Origin of the sequence: Paenibacillus dakarensis (assembly GCF_001373415.1) — a bacterium.
In the GTDB taxonomy this organism is placed as follows: domain Bacteria; phylum Bacillota; class Bacilli; order Paenibacillales; family Paenibacillaceae; genus Paenibacillus_AQ; species Paenibacillus_AQ dakarensis.
In genome coordinates, this window is sequence record NZ_CDSE01000017.1 from 46,203 (window position 1) to 66,025 (window position 19,823).

16 protein-coding genes and 1 pseudogene are annotated in these 19,823 nt (G+C 45.4%); 5 read left to right on the forward strand and 12 right to left on the reverse strand.

Annotation, left to right across the window (positions count from 1 at the left end; all coding sequences use genetic code 11):
* Positions 1-32: 32 nt before the first annotated feature.
* The 8 genes from ptsG to BN1234_RS04855 all read right to left on the reverse strand — a co-directional run bounded on the left by ptsG (position 33) and on the right by BN1234_RS04855 (position 10,664).
* Positions 33-2,102: a glucose-specific PTS transporter subunit IIBC gene (gene ptsG / locus BN1234_RS04820; RefSeq protein WP_054955525.1), complete on the reverse strand. Its 2,070-nt coding sequence runs from the start codon at positions 2,100-2,102 to the stop codon at positions 33-35.
* 277 nt (positions 2,103-2,379) lie between these two features.
* Positions 2,380-3,231, reverse strand: a complete 852-nt coding sequence (glcT, locus tag BN1234_RS04825; RefSeq protein ID WP_054955526.1) for a glucose PTS transporter transcription antiterminator GlcT — start codon at positions 3,229-3,231, stop codon at positions 2,380-2,382.
* Between the two features lie 108 nt (positions 3,232-3,339).
* Positions 3,340-4,866 carry a flotillin lipid rafts scaffold protein FloT gene (gene floT, locus BN1234_RS04830; protein WP_054955527.1) on the reverse strand — a complete coding sequence of 509 codons (1,527 nt, stop codon included), beginning with the start codon at positions 4,864-4,866 and terminating at the stop codon, positions 3,340-3,342.
* Positions 4,859-5,404 carry an NfeD family membrane protein gene (locus BN1234_RS04835; RefSeq protein WP_054955528.1) on the reverse strand — a complete coding sequence of 182 codons (546 nt, stop codon included), beginning with the start codon at positions 5,402-5,404 and terminating at the stop codon, positions 4,859-4,861. The genes floT and BN1234_RS04835 overlap by 8 nt, the downstream gene beginning before the upstream one ends.
* A 190-nt stretch (positions 5,405-5,594) precedes the next feature.
* On the reverse strand, positions 5,595-6,758 hold the full coding sequence (locus BN1234_RS04840) for an iron-containing alcohol dehydrogenase (protein WP_054955529.1): 1,164 nt from the start codon (positions 6,756-6,758) through the stop codon (positions 5,595-5,597).
* Between the two features lie 143 nt (positions 6,759-6,901).
* Complete coding sequence (locus tag BN1234_RS04845; RefSeq protein WP_054955530.1) at positions 6,902-8,485, reverse strand: UDP-glucose--hexose-1-phosphate uridylyltransferase; 1,584 nt, start codon at positions 8,483-8,485, stop codon at positions 6,902-6,904.
* 12 nt (positions 8,486-8,497) lie between these two features.
* A complete protein-coding gene (gene galE, locus BN1234_RS04850; RefSeq protein WP_054955531.1) occupies positions 8,498-9,487 on the reverse strand; it encodes a UDP-glucose 4-epimerase GalE in 990 nt (329 codons plus the stop codon).
* 1 nt (position 9,488) lies between these two features.
* Positions 9,489-10,664, reverse strand: a complete 1,176-nt coding sequence (locus BN1234_RS04855) for a galactokinase (RefSeq protein WP_054955532.1) — start codon at positions 10,662-10,664, stop codon at positions 9,489-9,491.
* Between the two features lie 190 nt (positions 10,665-10,854).
* Between BN1234_RS04855 and BN1234_RS04860 the strand changes: the two genes are divergently transcribed.
* Positions 10,855-11,703 carry an AraC family transcriptional regulator gene (locus tag BN1234_RS04860; protein WP_054955542.1) on the forward strand — a complete coding sequence of 283 codons (849 nt, stop codon included), beginning with the start codon at positions 10,855-10,857 and terminating at the stop codon, positions 11,701-11,703.
* A gap of 64 nt (positions 11,704-11,767) precedes the next feature.
* Here BN1234_RS04860 and mgrA read toward each other — a convergent pair whose 3' ends face one another.
* The 3 genes from mgrA to BN1234_RS04875 all read right to left on the reverse strand — a co-directional run bounded on the left by mgrA (position 11,768) and on the right by BN1234_RS04875 (position 14,459).
* Positions 11,768-12,778, reverse strand: coding sequence for an L-glyceraldehyde 3-phosphate reductase (gene mgrA, locus BN1234_RS04865; protein ID WP_054955533.1), 1,011 nt, complete (start codon positions 12,776-12,778; stop codon positions 11,768-11,770).
* 124 nt (positions 12,779-12,902) lie between these two features.
* Positions 12,903-13,658 carry an NAD-dependent protein deacylase gene (locus tag BN1234_RS04870; RefSeq protein ID WP_054955534.1) on the reverse strand — a complete coding sequence of 252 codons (756 nt, stop codon included), beginning with the start codon at positions 13,656-13,658 and terminating at the stop codon, positions 12,903-12,905.
* Positions 13,659-13,694: 36 nt separating this feature from the next.
* Complete coding sequence (locus tag BN1234_RS04875) at positions 13,695-14,459, reverse strand: HAD family hydrolase (protein ID WP_054955535.1); 765 nt, start codon at positions 14,457-14,459, stop codon at positions 13,695-13,697.
* A 247-nt stretch (positions 14,460-14,706) separates the two neighbouring features.
* Between BN1234_RS04875 and BN1234_RS04880 the strand changes: the two genes are divergently transcribed.
* The 3 genes from BN1234_RS04880 to ilvD all read left to right on the forward strand — a co-directional run bounded on the left by BN1234_RS04880 (position 14,707) and on the right by ilvD (position 18,013).
* Complete coding sequence (locus BN1234_RS04880) at positions 14,707-15,747, forward strand: acyltransferase family protein (RefSeq protein ID WP_054955536.1); 1,041 nt, start codon at positions 14,707-14,709, stop codon at positions 15,745-15,747.
* 104 nt (positions 15,748-15,851) lie between these two features.
* Positions 15,852-16,100: a KGG domain-containing protein gene (locus tag BN1234_RS04885; protein WP_054955537.1), complete on the forward strand. Its 249-nt coding sequence runs from the start codon at positions 15,852-15,854 to the stop codon at positions 16,098-16,100.
* Positions 16,101-16,327: 227 nt separating this feature from the next.
* Positions 16,328-18,013, forward strand: coding sequence for a dihydroxy-acid dehydratase (ilvD, locus tag BN1234_RS04890; protein WP_054955538.1), 1,686 nt, complete (start codon positions 16,328-16,330; stop codon positions 18,011-18,013).
* 73 nt (positions 18,014-18,086) lie between these two features.
* Here the strand turns inward: ilvD and BN1234_RS04895 are convergent, their stop codons facing one another.
* A complete protein-coding gene (locus BN1234_RS04895; RefSeq protein ID WP_054955539.1) occupies positions 18,087-19,472 on the reverse strand; it encodes a polysaccharide deacetylase family protein in 1,386 nt (461 codons plus the stop codon).
* Positions 19,473-19,633: 161 nt separating this feature from the next.
* Here BN1234_RS04895 and BN1234_RS22600 point away from each other — a divergent pair.
* A pseudogene (locus BN1234_RS22600) lies at positions 19,634-19,823 on the forward strand (AI-2E family transporter); the annotation flags it as partial.

The following is a 19,823-nucleotide window of genomic DNA, read 5'->3' on the forward strand; positions in this document are numbered from 1 at the left end:
CTCTTTCTTTTTTATTAAGTTAATTACCCAAATTATTGAATTGTAATAATATTGGGCTCTCCCGCTTTAACGACACCTGTTTTGTTCAGCTTCACCGAGACTCCTTCCGGAAGGTTGGAGAAGATAACTGGAGTTATAATGGACTTCGCATGCTCTTTTACATACTCAAGATCCACCTCCATAATCGGCTGACCCGCTGACACAAGATCTCCTTCGTTAACAAGCACTTTGAAGCCTTGTCCTTTTAATTTCACTGTATTTACACCTATATGAACAAGCACTTCTTTACCGCCATCGGACATAATGCCGACTGCGTGTTTGCTTGGGAAGACATTAAACACTTTACCATACACCGGTGACGCTATCTTGCCGTCATGCGGCAGAACTGCAAATCCGTCACCTGTCATTCTTTCAGCGAATACCGGATCAGGGACATTCGAAATGTCCATCAATTCTCCATTCACTGGAGCAACAATATCTTCAAGTATAACAGCATCGCCATCCTGCGCTGCCTGCTGTTCTACAACCGCCGGTTGCTCAACCGCTGTTTCCTTATCTGTCGCGGTGGAAGGTGGCAGTGTTTTGCCGGACATAATGTCCTGCATTTGGGATTTGATCGTATCCGACCGTGTACCAAAGATCGCCTGAATATTGTTCCCTACCTCAAGTACTCCGGATGCGCCCAGCTGTTTCAAGCGATTCTTATCTACATTTGCTTTATCTTTAACCTCAACCCGGAGTCTTGTAATACAAGCATCCAGATGTGCAATGTTAGATTGTCCGCCAAGTGCAGTCAGGATGTTATAAGGCAGTTCATCCTTACTGCGGCCGGTTTTTTCAGTATTTTCTTCCGTAGCAACAGAATCTTCACGTCCAGGAGTCTTGAGATTGAACTTACGGATAACAAATCGGAACCCGAAATAGTAAATCACCGCCAAAATCAACCCGACGATAATGACATTCCACCACGGGGTTCGGTTCGGAATCACGCCAAAGATCACATAGTCAATCAATCCGCCAGAGAATGTCATACCAATCTTGGTGTTAAGAAGGTGCATAGTCATAAAGGACAGACCCGCAAACACCGTATGAACCGCAAACAAAAGCGGTGCTACAAAGAGGAATGAGAATTCAAGCGGTTCAGTGATCCCTGTTAAGAACGAAGTCAGAGCTGCCGAGCCCATAATACCGGCAACCATCTTCTTGTTCTCCGGCTTAGCCTCATGATAGATCGCTAGTGCCGCAGCTGGAAGACCGAACATCATAAACGGAAACTTACCAGTCATGAAGGTACCTGCTGTAAATTCCACACCATCACGCAGCTGAGCCATAAATATGTTCTGATCGCCTCGTATATACTGTCCAGCCTGATTCACATACTCTCCAAATTCGAACCAGAACGGTGAATAGAAGATGTGGTGCAAACCGAACGGAATCAGTGCCCGCTCTACGATACCGAACACAAATACCGACAGTGTCATATTCTGTTCGAGCATGAAATGGGAGGCTGTGTTCAGTCCTGCCTGAATTGGCGGCCAGATAAGCGTCATCAACAATCCCAAGAGAACGGATGTAGCTGCAGTCATAATTGGGACGAAACGTTTACCCGCAAAGAACCCTAAGTATGACGGAAGTTCGATATTATAGAATCTTCGGTACATGCTCGCAGCCAAAATACCGACGATAATACCACCGAACACCCCTGTCGCAAGGGTAGGAATACCCAGCACGCTGGCATAGGCATTATCAGAACCAATCATGGATTCTGTAACTCCAAGTACAGAGCCCATCGTCACGTTCATGACAAGGTAACCGATAATTGCCGCGAGACCAGCAACTCCTTCGCCTCCAGCCAATCCCACAGCCACCCCGACGGCGAACAACAGGGACAAATTCGTAAATACGATCTGCCCGGAGTTCATCATAACAGTCGCAATTGCTTGAACCCACCCTGCATCGAGCCACGGTACGTACTTAAGAAAGTCGGGGTTTACGAGCATGTTGCCTAGACCAAGAAGCAATCCTGCTGCCGGCAGAATTGCAACAGGCAGCATAAGAGCTTTACCGACCCTTTGCAAAACCCCAAAAAGCCTTTTAAACATTGTAATTCTCCTTTTTTTTCAAGATGTAAAAGCTTAGGTGAGGAGTCAAAACTTCAAACCGAAAAAAGGCATGGGCATACACCAGGATTCGGTTGTTCTATATCTTCATGGATTAGACTACCCATAAAGGTACAAGAACAACCAAAAATGTCCTGTTATATACTCATGCCTGATCGTATCAGTTACACGTTGATTTGTAGTTTTGCTAAATAACAGTTCGTATTGTATCACCCATCTTAAGAGGTTTCAAGGGGTAAACTATATAAAATTTCGTCATTTATTCATCTTGTTCTTTTCTTTGAGCAAGTCGCTGCAGATGAATACTCAAATAACCAGCTTCCGCTGCAAAGATCGGTTTGCCTAGACGCTGCTCCATCATCTTGGTAAGCTTCCAGGCGAGTGAATACATTTCCGGATACTCCCTCTTAAGAAGGCTGTCCAGCGATCCCGCTTCTTCGACCGTTTCCCCTCGTCGAACTCTCTCTAGTGCAAAACGTAAATGAGTGATTAATCTGGAGTAATCAAGTGAATCTTTAGGAATTGCAAACCCCAGTTTGTCTTCTACCACATGGACTAGGTCAGATACGAGCCTGGAATATTTCCTTACCTCCGAAACATGCTGGTTCGTTAGCGCCCCATGAAAGTGAAGGGCTATAAATCCAACTTCATCTTCACCTAGATCTATGCCCAAGCGATCCCTTATGACCTGTACTGCATATTCAGCCATCTTGAACTCCTCAGGATATAACTCCCTTGTCTCATACAAAAAAGGATTATGAATCATAAGTCCCTGAGTATGGCGTTTAATGGCAAATGCAATATGGTCGGTCAATGCAATGTGTATATGCTCATTCAAAGGCCCACTGCTTGATTTTGAGGCATGAAGAATAATTTCATTCATCACTTCTATTAGCGGTTCATCAATCTGCGGAACCAATTGCTTATACTGTTCCTGTTCCTCCGGCTTCGTCAGGATAAACATTTTTTCCACAGCAGAGAGCGGGATCGTATCATTTAATTTTCGATGGAATCCTATACCTTTACCAATGACAACAACCTCACCATGTTGAGGGTGTTTCGCAATTATAACGTTATTATTCAATACTTTAGCAACTTGTAAGCTGCTCACAGCACCCACCTCTTTTGATAACACATCCCCGCTAATCTTAACAGATAACACTACATTCAGGCAAAAGTAAAAGCAGCCCTGTTTTATCCAGAGCTGCCAAATAGCTAATTATTCAGTTTCCTTTGTAGCAACAGTCTCCATTGCTACGGGCTGAGCCTCAATTGCAACGGGTTTTTGCCCTTGTGTTACAGGACGTTTGGTCAGATTGTGAATGATCTGTTCAACGTCAATGCCGGATACGCTTTTCAGCATTTCAGGAGCAGTAGACATGAGCTCTGTTACATAGTTACTTACTCGCGCCGCTCCTTCGCCCTTACCTGTATCCACAACGGTCAATTTATCAATCGATGAAAGTGGCCCAGCTATTTTACCTGCAAGCTCAGGCAGCATTTGAACAATAATATCGAGGATCGCAGCTTCTCCATATTGTTTGAACGCTTCAGCAAGCTTTTCTTTGGCTTCCGCCTCAGCTAAACCGCGCAGACGGATAACTTCTGCTTCAGCTGTACCTTTAGCACGCTCTGCATCCGCCACTGCCAGACCATCAAGCCGTTTTTGTTCCGCAGAGGCCTTTGCCTGAGTTTCGATGGAATACTGAACGGCATCCGCTTCACGCATTTTCCGCGCTTTATCCGCTTCTGCAGCCTGTTCAACCGCATAGCGATCGGCGTCCGCTTTTTTCTTCACTTCTGCGTCATACTGTTTCTGACGAACCGTAATTTCCTTATCTTGCAGGTCAATCTCGCGTTCTTTACGTACCAGTTCCACTTTCATCTGCTCTTCGACCATGGTCTGTTTAGCACGAGCTTCTTGAATGTGGTATGCCTGATCCGCTTCGGCTTTCGCAGTATCTTGATCTTTCTTGAAGGAGGCAATTTTCAGTTCTTTCTCTTTAGCCGCCTCGGCAATGTTCGTATCACGGATCAGCTCTGCCTTCTGTCCTTCTTCTTCCGCCCGCGCTTTCTGAATACGCGCATCTCGAATCGCTTCTGCTTCAGCAATCTCAGCATCCCGCTTGACTGTAGCAATCCGAGGTTTACCGAGAGCTTCCAGATAACCGTGTTTATCCCGCACGTCCTTAATGGTAAAGGAGACAATCTGCAGGCCCATTTTCTTCAAATCACGGGCTGCTACGCCTTGAACTTCCTGTGCAAATTTATCACGGTTTCTGTACACTTCCTCCACAGTCATAGAGCCTAGAATCGCACGGAGATGACCCTCAAGCACTTCTTGAGCTTCACCCTTCAGCGCCTCAATCGGCTTACCCATAAACTGCTCAGCCGCAGTGGCTACATCTTCAATAGAACTTCCAACTTTAATGATTGCCACACCATCCGCCAGAACTGGTACCCCTTGCTCCGTATAAACTTCCGGGGTCATCACATCCAGCTTGTGTGACAGCAGTGAGACGAACTCGGATCTCTGAAATACTGGTAAAATAAATGCCCCGCCGCCACGAACGATTTTGATCCTGCGTCCGGAATCATCTTCGGAAATATTCTTGCTTCCAAGGAAGGAACCGGTTACGATCATGGCTTCATCCGGACTCACTGTTTTGTAACGAGCCCAGAAAGCTAAGCCCAATACGATAATAACCCCTACAACGATCGACGGAATAACTAAAAACTCAGGCATGTTCTTCATCCTCTCCCTTACGTTCTTCCAGCTCGGATACTCTAAGGACATCTTCTGCTACATCTACAATGACTACCCGTACTCCTGCAGCGACCGGCTTCTGGTCAAAACTTGCGGCAATATGCAGCGTATTCCCTGCCCCCACCTTTACCATAACTTCACCGAAGCCTTGCGCAGGAACCGGAATTGTCACTTCGCCAATTCGTCCGGCTAACTCCCTAACAGAAAATCCAGTGGAGTTTTCACTATTCTCCATCGGACGAACATAACCGAAGTAAACGGCGATCGATAATAAAATCGCTATAAGCAGAGATAGAATGACCTGCGGCACTGAGGATAAATCGGTGTATTTCTCGAGCATGATGCCAGCACCTCCGAAAATGGTGATGCCGGAAGCAAGCACAACCGGTTTAAGAAAATCAACCGACAGAAAATCCAGCATTCCATCCATCGCACTAGACAGGACATCCCCGAGCAGCACTGTCACAACAGCGAACAACACACCTCCGACAAGACATCCCCAAAACAGCGCCTCCATGTTGACTGCTCCCTTCAGAATTCCTTACTGTATATAACAAATATTACGTATAAAAGTTCGCCTTAGTTTCAATATTTTTCCTCCGTTCTTGTTGTTCTTCCTTCAATTTGTAATTTTTGTGTACAAAAAAGACGGCGCAAGGTTAACCTCTTCGCGCCGCTCTTTCTAATTTAGAATATTGTAAATTTACTTATAGTGACATTTTGTAAATCTGCACAGCATCCTCACGCTGCAATTTGCGGAAGTTTCCGAACGGACCAAAACGAACAGCTTTATCCGCCATTAATTCAATATCGCTTCCATCAATATTGTAATCAGCAAGAGTGCTAGGAGCACCTATAGACGTCCAGAAATTACGCAAAGCCTGAATTCCCTCCAGACCAACCTCACGATCTGTTTTGCCGGCTGGATCAACATTAAATACATGAACAGCTAATCGTTTAAATCGTTCAACATCAACATCGATATTATATTTCATCCAGTTCGGGAACAGTATAGCAAGACCACCGCCATGCGGGATATCATACACAGCAGACACAGCATGCTCGATATTATGCGTTGCCCAGTCACCGCGGAGTCCCATGCTGACCATATTATTCAGAGCCATCGTACCGCAGTACATAATAGTCTCGCGGTATTCATAATTCTCCAAATCCTCTATAAGCTTAGGTGCAGTTTCAATCACGGTCCGAAGGATCGTCTCACAGAAACCATCCTGAATAGGTGTATTCGTATCCAGATGGAAATAGTGCTCCAGAACATGGGACATGATATCCACCATGCCATATACCGTTTGATCTTTTGGCAGAGTGAAGGTATGAACAGGGTCTAGAATCGAGAAGACAGGAAATGCATGTACACTCCCCCAACCCAGTTTCTCCTTCGTTACTTCATTGGTAATAACCGAACCGCTGTTCATTTCTGATCCGGTTGCTGCCATGGTTAATACAGTACCAAGAGGAATCGCATCCTGTGGGGCTGCCTTGCGTTCAACAAAGTCCCACATATCCCCTTTGTACTTAGCACCCACAGCAATGGCCTTGGAGCAGTCAATTACGCTCCCGCCGCCCACGGCAAGGATCAATTCGATATTATGCTTACGGCACAATTCCACGCCACGGTGGACGGTGGACAAGCGCGGGTTAGGTTCAACTCCACTCAGTTCAGTTACCTCTGCCCCGGTCTCTTGTAATAATGTCATTACCTGATCATACAGACCGCTGCGTTTAATGCTTCCTCCACCATATACAAGGAGTACATTTTGTCCATATTTCGGCACTTCGCTCTTCAGTGCGTCCAGCTTACCTTTTCCAAAGATTAATTTGGTCGGATTATAAAATTCAAAAGGTCCCATGTGTTCCCCAACCTCCCTCAAAGTATCATAAATATAACAGCCCTATAATTATACTATCCCGTTCTCTCAAAACAAAACAGCCGCAATCCTCCCTTAGGATTACGACTGGTTTATTATTTAAATATAAGTGTTAACCTGCGATACTATTCAGCAGAATATCCCATGCTGCAGAGAAAACGAGTGAATGCCTGTCTGCCCTCTTCTGTATGCTTATAAACTCCGGCTTGTTCCAGAATCGATGTGAATATACCTCCAACTTCGCTGCGGATTAGAGCCAATGCTTCCTCTTTGGATATATTCTCTTTAGCACGTTCTTTCAGTTCTTGGATCCAATCCAGATGAACCCCAAGAGCATGCCCCTCTGATTGGGCAGCCTTATATAACTCTGTATCTCCTGATAAAATATCTGCGATTTGATCCAGTTCCAGTTTAAGCCTTCCCGGCAGTATAGCCAGACCCATAACTTCGATCAAACCGATATTCTCTTTCTTAATATGATGCATTTCCCGATGTGGATGAAAGATTCCCTCCGGATGCTCCTCATTGGTCCGGTTATTCCGTAGAACCAGGTCTAATTCATAACCGCCTTCGTCATTACGCCGTGCTATAGGAGTAACCGTGTTATGCCGAATTTTCTCCCCTTCTATGTCACTGTATGCTTCAATATCTACAGACGGGTCACTGTATACCTTCCATGACTCATAAATATCATTGGCACATTCAAGCAGTGTACCCCGGTCCGCTGCAGACAAACGGATGACCGACATCGGCCAATTTACGATACTGACAGAGACTCCTGAATACTTATCATGTTTAAATCGGGCTAGTTTGGGTGCCTTTTGAATCGGGAATGTGTGTCTCCCCCCTTGAAAATGATCATGGGTCAATATCGAACCGCCAACAATCGGCAGATCCGCATTCGAACCCAGAAAATAATGAGGATAAGCATCCACAAAATCCAGTAAACGGGCAAGTGTATCTTTCGTTAATTTCATAGGAACATGATCATGGTGAAGTACAATACAGTGCTCATTATAATAGACATAAGGAGAGTACTGGAACAACCATTTCTCCCTGTTTAATTCAAGCGGTATAACCCTCAGATTCTGTCTGGCAGGGTGATTAACCCGTCCGGCATATCCAACATTCTCCCGGCATAATTGACATTTCGGATACACAGGAGGAGGAAGCAGCTTCGCCATCGCAATCTCCTTGGGATTCTTCTCCGGCTTCGATAGATTAATCGTGATCTCGATATCCCCGTATGAACTTGGATGCTTCCAGTATTCATTCTTTGCGATTCGGTCCATACGAATATAGTTGGAATCGATACATAATTTATAAAAATTGTTCGTTGCCGCCTCGATCCCCTGCGCTTGCTCTGTCATACGGAAAGCACTGATAACTTCGGATGGACGAGCCATCAAGCGCCCCATAATTTTGGCGTCAAGCAGATCCCGGTACGTGTCTGTATTGTCTGGAATAAGTCCAATAACAATGCCGTAATCAATTAATATATCCAGCAGTGATTGCGGACTTTCAACCGGCTCCTCATTCACTCCACCATCAAAGGGTTCGCTAAAGCCGAAATCCTCCATAAGCAAATTGCGGCTGTAATCATAATCCGCTTCCTGAATTAATCCCTTCCGCGCAGCAAATAGAATGAGCCGCTCGATCGCATGCAATACTTCATTGATTTCAGGAGTTCTTGCTGTCAGATTTTCCATGCCCGCTCCCCCTTAGTTCTCTTCATAACCGTTCGGATGGCTGCTATGCCATCTCCAGGCGCTTGCGATAATATCCTCCAGATTCGTGCGGGAAGGATTCCAGCCCAGAACACTGCGGGCTTTATCTGATGAAGCAACCAGAACCGCAGGATCACCTGCACGGCGTGCCTCCATCACAACCGGAATATCCACGCCAGTTACCTGCTTCGACGTCTCAATAACTTCTTTAACCGAGAAGCCTTGGCCATTTCCAAGATTGAATACATTGCTTTCTTCTCCTCGGCGCAAATAATCTACGGCCCGCATATGTGCATCGGCCAGATCACTGACATGAATATAGTCTCGAATACAAGTGCCGTCCGCTGTAGGATAATCCTCGCCGAACACCGAAATATGCTTGCGCTGTTTAAGAGCTGTCTGGAGTACCAGTGGAATGAGATGGCTTTCCGGACGATGATCCTCTCCTATTTTTCCGCTTGCATGTGAACCGGCTGCATTAAAATACCGGAGTGATACATAGTTAATGCCAAGCACTTGATCAAACCAGGACATCATTCGCTCCATCGTCAGCTTCGTTTCACCGTAAACATTCGTCGGCTGGGTGCGGTCTTTCTCTTCAATCGGCACTTTCTCCGGTTCTCCATATGTTGCTGCCGTAGACGAAAATACAATTTTGCGTACACCCGCCTCATTCATCGCCTGCAAAAGGCAAAGCGTCCCATAAACGTTGTTATCGTAGTATTTCACCGGGTCTTTCATGCTCTCCCCGACAAGAGAATTTGCCGCAAAATGAATGACAGCATCAATATCATTCTCGCTAAACAGCTGTTTCAACAGCGCTTTATCACGAAGATCACCCTCGTAGAGCTTTCCGCCCAGCAGCGCTTCACGATGACCTGTCTCCAAACTATCAATTACAACAACATCTTCACCCCGTTCAAGCAGCTCTGCTACAGTATGAGAACCAATATATCCGGCACCGCCGGTAACAAGGATCGCCATTTTACAACATCTCCTTTACTTCGTGTACGCCTTGACCTACCCCGCACACATAAAATTCAGGCTTAAGCCCCGTTCTGGCTTCATAATGATGTGCAACCTCTTTGATCACTCGATCAACCTCATCTTCATGCACCAATGCCACAGTACAACCACCAAAACCCGCCCCCGTCATACGCGCTCCGAGCGTTCCTGACTGGCGCTGGAATTCTTCAACCATCGCATCCAGCTCATCCCCGGTCACTTCGTAAAGGTAGCGTAAGGAGTCATGAGATTGATTCATATACTGTCCGAATGTCTCCAGGTCACCTTTCTTCAGTGCTTCCACGGAATCAAGCACCCTTTGGTTCTCCTCCACAACATGCTGCGCGCGGCGTCTAATCGTCTCATCCTTTATATGGTCTTGCAGGGAGATGAATTGTTCGGGTCTCAGCTGCGCTAAGAATGAAAGCGTCGAAAGCTCCTTTTTCAAAATTTCAAGCGCCTGATCGCATTCGCTGCGGCGTTCATTATATTTTGAGTCCACCAGGCCTCTCTGTTTCTTCGTGTTTGCGATGACAATTTTATATGCTCCGGTATGAAACGGAACGAGATCATATTCCAGCGTGTCACACATCAACAAAATCGCATGATCCTTACGTCCATTGGCTACAGCAAATTGATCCATAATCCCGGAGTTAACTCCTACGAATAAATTCTCAGCCTTTTGGGAGAGCTTCGCAATTTCAATGGTATCGGTTTCATGACCTTCCATCACCAGCAGCGCATAAGCGGTTACAACTTCAATCGATGCTGAAGAAGACAATCCTGAACCGTTCGGAATATCCCCATGATAGAGAAGGTCATAGCCTTTGCTGAACCTGTAGCCTAGTTTATGAAGCTCGTTGATGACTCCAACCGGATAATCAATCCACTGACCGCTTTTTTCAAAATCATCTTGTAATGAAATTGTACTTTCGAAAGAAAAATTGGTAGAGGAGAACGAAATCTTCTGATCATCACGTTCCCGGATTACCAGGGTTGTACCGAATTCTAGCGCTGCCGGAAGTACATACCCTCCGTTATAATCCAAGTGCTCTCCAATCAGGTTCACGCGTCCTGGTGCATTAAATACCCGGTATGAACGATTGCTTTCTCCGTATTTTTCAAGAAACATCTGTTTGAGCTCTTTTTTATTCATCCGTTGATCACTCCATCCTTTTACATATGGTAGTTCTGATACCTATAGTATAAGAGACTCTTATGCTGAGAGTAATGTAATCTTGTGTGATACATATGGATAAATGTGACCTTACCCTGTAAACTATAATTAAGTATATATGTACTGCCCGCTATCACCTAAATGAAAAATGAGAGGCTGAGTCATGACAATGAAGGAAAGCTACTCCGTATCCTCAAGTCCAATTCATCACGATTCAGACAAGCTGAATGTGCTGTTTGCCGGTGAAAGCCAGACGAAGCCGGATCATGCACTCGGACCGAAAATATATGACTACTACTTACTCCATGCCATTGAGTCCGGTCAGGGATCTTTTCGAACGGAAAGTGATGTTTATAAGCTTGGCCCTGGCGATTGCTTCCTTATCCATCCTGGGCAGCTGGTCAGCTATGTATCCAGCCACACTCATCCGTGGAAATACCGATGGGTTGCCTTTTCCGGGAGGGATAGCCACAGCTTCGTAGTTTCTGCCGGCTTTCTCCCAGACTTTCCTGTGCTGTACCGGGCCGAAACCAATCATATTCCACATTACATTCATCTGATTCAAGAGCTCTTTCATACCAAACAGGAAGGCTCTCATATGGCTGCTATTGGATATCTGCACCTGATCTGGGCTGAAGTCATGAACCATACCAGCCGTCCGCTTCAGCTTTCCATAGCGGAACCCCAGGTTCAGCGAACGGTGAAACAAATGATCAACTATATGTCTTCGCAGTATGCTCATCCGGTCTCAATAGAGCAAATGTGTGCAAGCCTGGGATATAACCGTGCTTATTTATCTCGTATTTTCAAAAAAGAAACAGGAGTCTCACCCGTCACCTATTTGCTGAAGCTGAGAATTGATCAGGCCAAACGACTGCTTCGTGAACGGCCTGAGCTTTCGGTTGAACAGGTAGCTGCTTCTGTCGGGTTAACCGATCCGCTGTATTTTTCAAGGCAATTCAAACGATTCTGCGGACAGTCTCCTTCAAGTTATCGTAGAGACATCTCAGGTATGTAGCTAATTGTAATGTTCATAAAAAAGGCTATCCCAATAGCCTTGACCTGGGATAGCCTCATATAATTTAAGATTCTACTTCATTTTCAGTCTTCAAAATCGTCTCGATCCGGTCAAGCTCTTCCTTCGAGATATCCAGATTATCAAGTGCCGCTACATTATCTTCAATCTGACTCACTTTGCTTGCACCGATCAGAGCAGAGGTAACGCGTTTGCCCCGCAGCACCCATGCCAATGCAAGCTGTGCCAAGCTCTGGCCGCGGGCTGCAGCCACTTGGTTCAAGGCTCGGATTTTACGCAGCATTTCCGGTGTAATATTGTTCTCATTCAGAAAAACAGAGGGACTGGCGGCACGTGAATCATTCGGTATACCATTCAAATATTTACTTGTCAGCATCCCCTGTGCCAGCGGCGTGAAGGCAATACTGCCTACTCCATTCTCCTCAAGAACATCAAGCAGGCCGTTCTCTGCCGTACGGTTCAGCATCGAGTAACTCGGCTGATGGATTAACAGAGGCGTTCCCAAGCTCTTAAGTATGTGAACTGCCTCCTGGGTTTTCTCCGGTGTATAGTTGGATATTCCTACATAAAGCGCCTTGCCTGAGCGCACGATATGATCCAGTGCCATCATCGTTTCTTCCAGCGGAGTTTCCGGATCCATCCGGTGTGAATAAAAAATATCCACGTAGTCCAGTCCCATCCGTTTTAGGCTTTGATCCAAACTGGATATCATATATTTTCGTGAACCCCATTCTCCGTAAGGTCCCGGCCACATATAGTATCCTGCTTTTGTAGAGATCACAAGCTCATCCCGATACTCCTTTAAATCCCGGGAGAGTATCTTGCCAAAGGTTTCCTCAGCCGATCCTGCCGGAGGGCCATAGTTATTAGCCAAATCAAAATGAGTAATGCCCAGGTCGAACGCACGCATAACCATGCTTCGTCCATTTTCATAAGTGTCGATCCCCCCGAAATTATGCCAAAGCCCTAGGGAAATAGCCGGAAGCTTCAGTCCGGATCGTCCACATCGGTTATATACCATTCCCTCATAGCGTTGTTCACTAGCTACATATGTCATCTGCGATCCCTGCCTTTCTGAAATGATGCATCGATTATTCATTGTTATATTAGCTTGTTTTAGCAACCATTAGCAAGAAAGCGATTTCAAACTTCGTATGTTTATTTGACTCTTACAAAAGCTGCTAATCTCTGTGCAGCAGTTTTGTAACCTGTGTCATGACCTCTCCGATGCGATCTGCAATCAATAGACCGGCACGTTGGTCATATGGTGTAGGATCCGCATTAAGCAGAGCAACCTTACTGCCGTGGAAATAATTCACCAGCTCAGCTGCCGGATGCACGGTTAACGATGTGCCTCCGATGATCAGAAGGTCAGCGGTGGAAATTTCCTGCACGGAGCTCATCAAAATTTGTTGATCTAGCTCTTCTTCGTATAAAACGACATCCGGCTTGATTATACCGCCACATACTGGACAACGGGGGACCATCTCGGACATAGCCATAATATCCTGCAAGGAATAAAATTTCGAGCAGTCCATGCAATAATTCCGGTGAATAGAACCATGGAGCTCCAGTACATTTATGCTTCCTGCCGTCTGATGCAGCCCATCAATATTTTGGGTTATGACCGCTTTAAGCTTTCCTTCCTGCTCCAGCCGACCGAGCAGATGATGACATCCGTTCGGTTTAGCATGAGGATGAAGCATTTTACTGCGATAGAAATCAAAAAATACATCCGGATGATTCATAAAAAATGTATGGCTGAGCATTTCCTCCGGTGGATAAGGAGAATGATGCTCTGTTTGGTAAAGACCGGCAGCGGACCTAAAATCTGGAATTCCACTCTCGGTTGATGTGCCTGCCCCGCCAAAAAAAACGATGTAATCACTTGCTTCAATCCAAGTAGCTAGTCTTTCGATCTTTTCCTTATTGTCCACTCCGTGCACCTCCGTACAGCGCCAAAATAACAAAATCTATTTTACTTTTATATCATTATAATCCTTTATGACAATATCGGCATCTATGAGATGCTCGGATCCGCCATCTTCTTTAATAATCCCGACCGCGAGTACAGCTCCAGCCTGTTTAGCCATCTGCATATCACTGTTACTATCTCCAATAACGACTACTTCCTCCGGCGTCAATCCCAGCCGTTTGCAGGCCAATTCTACCATTTCGGGATGTGGCTTTCCGTTTACTGCCTGATCCCGGCCGATAATCACCGAGAAAAAGTCCTTTATACCCAGCCACTCTATTTGCTCCAATGCAGCTTCTGTTATATCTGAAGTGACCACAGCCATATCGATGGATGCTTTTCTGCAATCAAGCAAAAAGTCTCTTAGCCCTGGCATAGGAAAAGCTGGTTTATCCTGCCGTAGTTGGTACATTGCATTATTGGTAATTTGGTTAACCTGGATGATTGCTTCATTCCAGGGCATACCGGCTGCATAAAGCTGCCATGCCAGAATCCCCTTCGTTTCTTCTACAGTTCCCATGGCAAGAGGCCCTTGGGCATCGTAGTCTGATACCTTTCCCCCTTCATTATGAACGGTTCCAAGCACCTTGCTCTTTGGCACTGTAAACGCCGAGCCCATAAACGATAGCCGCTCTTCCATGAACTGCAAAACGTAATCTGCCCAGCCGCCCCATAGTGCCATGAATTGAAGCAAAGTTCCGTCCTTATCGAATAATATTCCACGGCATGGGAATGAGCGTCCATTCACCTGAACGATTGGCAAGCTGAATCCCTCCCTTTTTTTGATGATACTCTTTCTATATAGAAATGTCTCCTTTTTCTTCCTCATCCCTTCGATACTTTGCCACATTTGAAAGCGCTGACAGCACCACACTTTGTGATTTAAATCACCTAATAAAATGTCTAATAGGAGTAACTTAAAATTGTAAATAAACGGTATCCATTGATTATAAAAATAACAATAAAAACTAGCCCGCTCAACAAGACTAAAGGGCTGTGGGGGGGAAACCATGAACGGCACCATAGAGCAGAAGGGTGAAACCTTCTTTCTCAACCTTCGCTTTATTTTAATCGTCACTGTCTTTATCGGTAATGCCATTGAACCATTAATTACCCGAATGGACAATCTTAACACGCTTTACTTATGGATTTTTTCATTTCATATGCCTCTTTTCGTTCTCGTTACCGGATACTTTGCCAAAGCATCAATGCATGGTAAAACCGGACGGAATGTTCTTTTGCAAATTGGGATGCAGTATATCATTTTCCAAAGTATTTATTCGATATTAGACGCGACCGTCTTTCATGTAGAGGATATACACCGTTCCTTTTTTGCACCTTATCTTCTCTTATGGTTCCTGTTCAGCCATGCATGCTGGCGTCTGCTGCTTATGTCGTTAAGAAGATGTACAATTGGACAGCAGCTTCTCATCGCAGTCTTATGCGGTGTGCTTGCTGGTTATTTGCCTGTAGACGGTGTCTGGTTAAGCATAAGCCGGACTTTTGTCTTCTTCCCGTTCTTTGTAGGAGGCTACCATTTTTCTTTCGAGGCGTTCGCCCGGTATTTCAAGCAGTGGACTAGAGGTATTGCCGCCTTCATCTCCCTGCTCCTGCTTATCGGATTCAGCATATGGGGAAACAAGCTTGACGCAGGCTGGTTTTATGGCAGCTTGACTTATTCCCAGCTCGGGTATGAAGCCTGGAATGCCGGTATATACCGGTTAGCCACTTATGCCTTCCAGTTCATCGCATCTGCTGCTTTTCTTGCCTGGGTGCCTATGGCAATGGGACGAATGACAGACCTCGGCCGCCGTACATTATATGTATTCTTGCTTCACGGATTTATTATACGTTCCCTTGATTATGCCGGTCTCCATGAGTCGATCTCCAATACAGGCGGAGCGGTGCTTCTGATTCTCGCTGCGATATTATGCACTATACTGCTTGCACAGCCTGGCTTTAAACGTCTGTTCCGCCCGATTATCGAACCATCCGTTGACGGAGTTGTTCAATTTGGATATCGGCCGATGCGCCGTTTTTTTGCCAGATAACATTACAAAATTGCCAATCTTTAGTCGTTTTTTTGTTTCATTACAAGTTAGCTGTGGTAAGTAAAACATGCGCACAGCAAACGACTGAAAAGGAGTGATTTGTGATGGCAAACAGCAAGAATAACGGAAAGATGTCCAGAGAAGAAGCCGGTCGTCTTGGTGGTGAGGCTACAGCCAAAAAGCATAATCGCGAATTTTATCAGCAAATTGGCAGAAAAGGCGGTCAAGCCACATCTCAAAACCATAACCGGGAATTCTATCAGGAAATTGGCCAAAAAGGCGGAGAAGCCACTTCCCGTAATCATGATCGAGATTTCTATCAGGAAATTGGGCGCAAAGGCGGAAAAAAGTGAATTCACTCATATAAGAGGTCTGCTCCTATTAAAGGATCAGGCTTCTTTATGTTTTATGGATAAATCCCTCTCCCGTGCTCTTGAAATCGTATAGAAATACCTACCTTTTTATGTTAGACTCATATAAAACCTAAACGTTCATTCCGGGCATCCGGCTGCTTTGCCGGTGAACCGCGATAAAGCGCTAGACAATCCAATTTTAAGAGATCCGGGGGGGAACCGACATCATGACAGCAAAAAAAATGCGTTCAGACATGATTAAGAAAGGCTTTGATCGGGCGCCGCACCGCAGCTTGCTGCGTGCAGCCGGCGTTAAAGAGGAAGACTTCGGCAAGCCGTTTATTGCTGTATGTAACTCTTATATCGACATCGTTCCAGGCCATGTCCATCTACAGGAATTCGGCAAAATCGTAAAAGAAGCGATCCGTGAAGCTGGCGGTGTGCCTTTCGAATTTAATACCATTGGGGTCGATGATGGCATTGCCATGGGACACATCGGTATGCGTTATTCCTTGCCGAGCCGTGAAATCATTGCAGATTCTCTGGAAACGGTAGTTTCAGCACACTGGTTCGACGGAATGGTATGTATCCCGAACTGTGACAAGATTACACCGGGAATGCTAATGGGTGCTTTGCGTGTCAACATTCCAACCATCGTTGTCAGCGGTGGTCCGATGAAAGCCGGTGTGGACAGCAAAGGACGCAGATTATCTCTTACCTCCGTATTCGAAGGCGTCGGCGCTCACCAAGTCGGTAAAATTAATGATGATGAGCTGCTCGAGCTTGAACAGTATGGATGTCCAACCTGTGGTTCATGCTCTGGTATGTTCACGGCTAACTCCATGAACTGTCTTTCCGAAGCACTTGGCCTTGCCTTACCTGGTAATGGTACCATTCTTGCCGTTGCCGAAGAACGCAGAGAGTTCGTCAAACAATCCGCCCGTCAGCTGATGAAGCTTATCGAAATGGATCTCAAACCGCGTGATATTGTAACACGTGAGGCTATTGATAATGCTTTTGCACTGGATATGGCGATGGGAGGCTCCACCAACACGGTACTTCATACTCTTGCTCTCGCGCATGAAGCGGGCATTGATTACCCTTTGGAGCGTATTAACGAAGTTGCAGACCGTGTTCCACATATCTCTAAGCTTGCACCGGCGTCCGATTACTTTATCGAGGATGTTCATATTGCAGGTGGCGTAAGTGCAGTTCTGCATGAACTGCTCAAGAAACCTGGAGCTTTGTATGGAGACTGCATTACTGTATCAGGCAAGACTCTTGCTGAGAATGTAGAAGGATGCGAAATTCAGGATACGAATGTGATCCATCCCATCGATCAGCCTTACTCTGAGCGTGGGGGCCTTGCCGTTCTATACGGTAACCTTGCACCGGAAGGCTCAATCATTAAGGTTGGTGCGGTAGATCCTTCCGTAGGTGGTTATCATAGAGGACCTGCTATCTGCTTCGACTCACAAGAAGAGGCACTAGAAGGCATTGCAAACGGCAAAGTAAAAGAAGGCGACGTCGTTGTTATTCGATATGAAGGTCCTAAAGGCGGACCAGGAATGCCAGAGATGCTCGCACCTACATCCCAGATTGCTGGAATGGGACTGGGAGCGAAGGTCGGTCTCATTACCGACGGACGATTCTCAGGAGCATCCCGTGGAATAAGTATCGGTCACATTTCCCCTGAAGCTGCTGAAGGCGGTCCTATCGCTTTCGTTGAGAACGGAGATATGATCGTGCTGGATCTGAACAATCGTGTCATTCAACTCGAGGTAAGTGACGAGGAAATGGCGAAGAGACGCAAGGGTTGGAAAGAATTCGAGCCTAAAGTGAAAACAGGCTACCTTGCCCGTTACTCCAAGCTTGTTACGAATGCAAGCTCCGGTGGTGTCTTGAAAATCTAAATCATTTCAACCATAAACATCTAAAAAAGAGGATGCTCAAGGCCTAATGACCTTTGAAGCATCCTCTTTTTGTTTAGGACGAAAACCCTTGTGAAACATTCGTTATAGGCAGTTCATTTAACTCAAGCTCTTCTGCAGTATCTTTCTCAACAGAACGACAGGCGGTACTTCGCTTATCTGCATATCGTTCAATCAATACATTCACAGGCATCATCAATATTTTGGGTTCAAGCATCTGGCTTCCCTGCTTCAAACGTGACTTTCCTTTTGGATGAATAACACTAAGCAAAATTTTAAGATAAATGCGTGTTGAACTTGCAAATAATCCAGCCGGAAGCTCTTGAACATGAAATCCAAATTGCTCTGGTCCGCGAGAAATCATCGTGACGGCGTACAATCCCTTTATGTCCATATATTCAGGCCGTTCCAGAACCATATTAGCTAAGGTCGGTAGATCCTTTTGTACTGCCCGTATCATCTGAATCGCAAGCTGCATTTCTGAACGGGATCGGCTGCCAAGTTGAAACAGTTTTTTATTGTCAAAATGAAGCTCCAGAACCTGGTCTCCCTTTTCCAGACGCGAACCGTCATTCATAACAACAGTCTTGCCATGATATGGTCTAGCCCGGAAATGAAGCATAGGATCTTTCGGGGTTACCGTTTCAAGCCGAAACACAACATGGAACAACTTTTCCCACATGAGCCAGAGAGAAACCACGAGTCTCTTCGGCATCGACAATTTTTCACTTTCCTTTTTCTTCTCTTGATTAATCATATCATCAACCCGAATACTTCTTAGATTTTTATGTTTCGCTTCGTCCAAAACCTGTTTCAGAGCAACTAGCATTTGTTCCGGTGCATCCGGATCTGCACCCATTGTATTTCCGCAATCGTGCAATAACATAACTTCCCCGGCCTTAAGCTTCCGAAGCATTCGTCTGGCTAACTCATCAGCGCCGATCTTACTGCTCCAATCACCAAACATGGAGGACCATAAAACAATTCTGTATCCGCTGTTCTTGGCAAAATCAAAAAGATTAACGATTCCCCACGGCGGCCGATAATAGGCTGGATGCTCTCCTGTTATCTCATAAATAATATCATTAGTCCGCTTCAATTGCATACGGACGGTCTTAGGACGCATGAGCCAGTTCGTTTTATGAATGTAATTATGAATTCCAATCAAATGACCTTCGGCGTGAATTCTCCGGACAACATCAGGGTGCTTTTCCGCGTGGGAACCAACCAGGAAAAATGTTGCCTTCATTTCGTACTGTTTCAAAAGATCCAAGAGCAAAGGAGTATACACCGGATCGGGTCCATCATCAAAGGTTAGTGCAAATTCATGACTCCCCGTACCTCTTCGAAACACACGAAAGCCAAATATCCGGGTAATAAGCCCGGGAATAAAGGCATAAAACGTTGTTATATAGAATAACCAAAGCAGTAATGTCTGCATGCCAACTCCCCGCTTTTCTTTTTCTATGGCAATACACTATTCCTATTTTATCATAGCAGATAAAGAAATAGGCGTTTTTTTCGAAATCATGTACAATAGAAACAATGAACATTTTGCAACAAATTTAAAATATTAAACCATAAAGGAGCCGATCATTCTCAATGCTGCCACTTTACAAAAAATACTGGAGAACTTTCTTCGATATCGCCATGATTGTGCTGACCGTATATCTGGTCATGTATGCATTCAGCAAGTTATATCAGATAGCCGCTCCAGTTTTTTTATCATTCCTGGTGTTTTTCCTTATTGAACCTATGGCCCGTTTCTTTCATCGGCGGGGGCTGCCAAAAA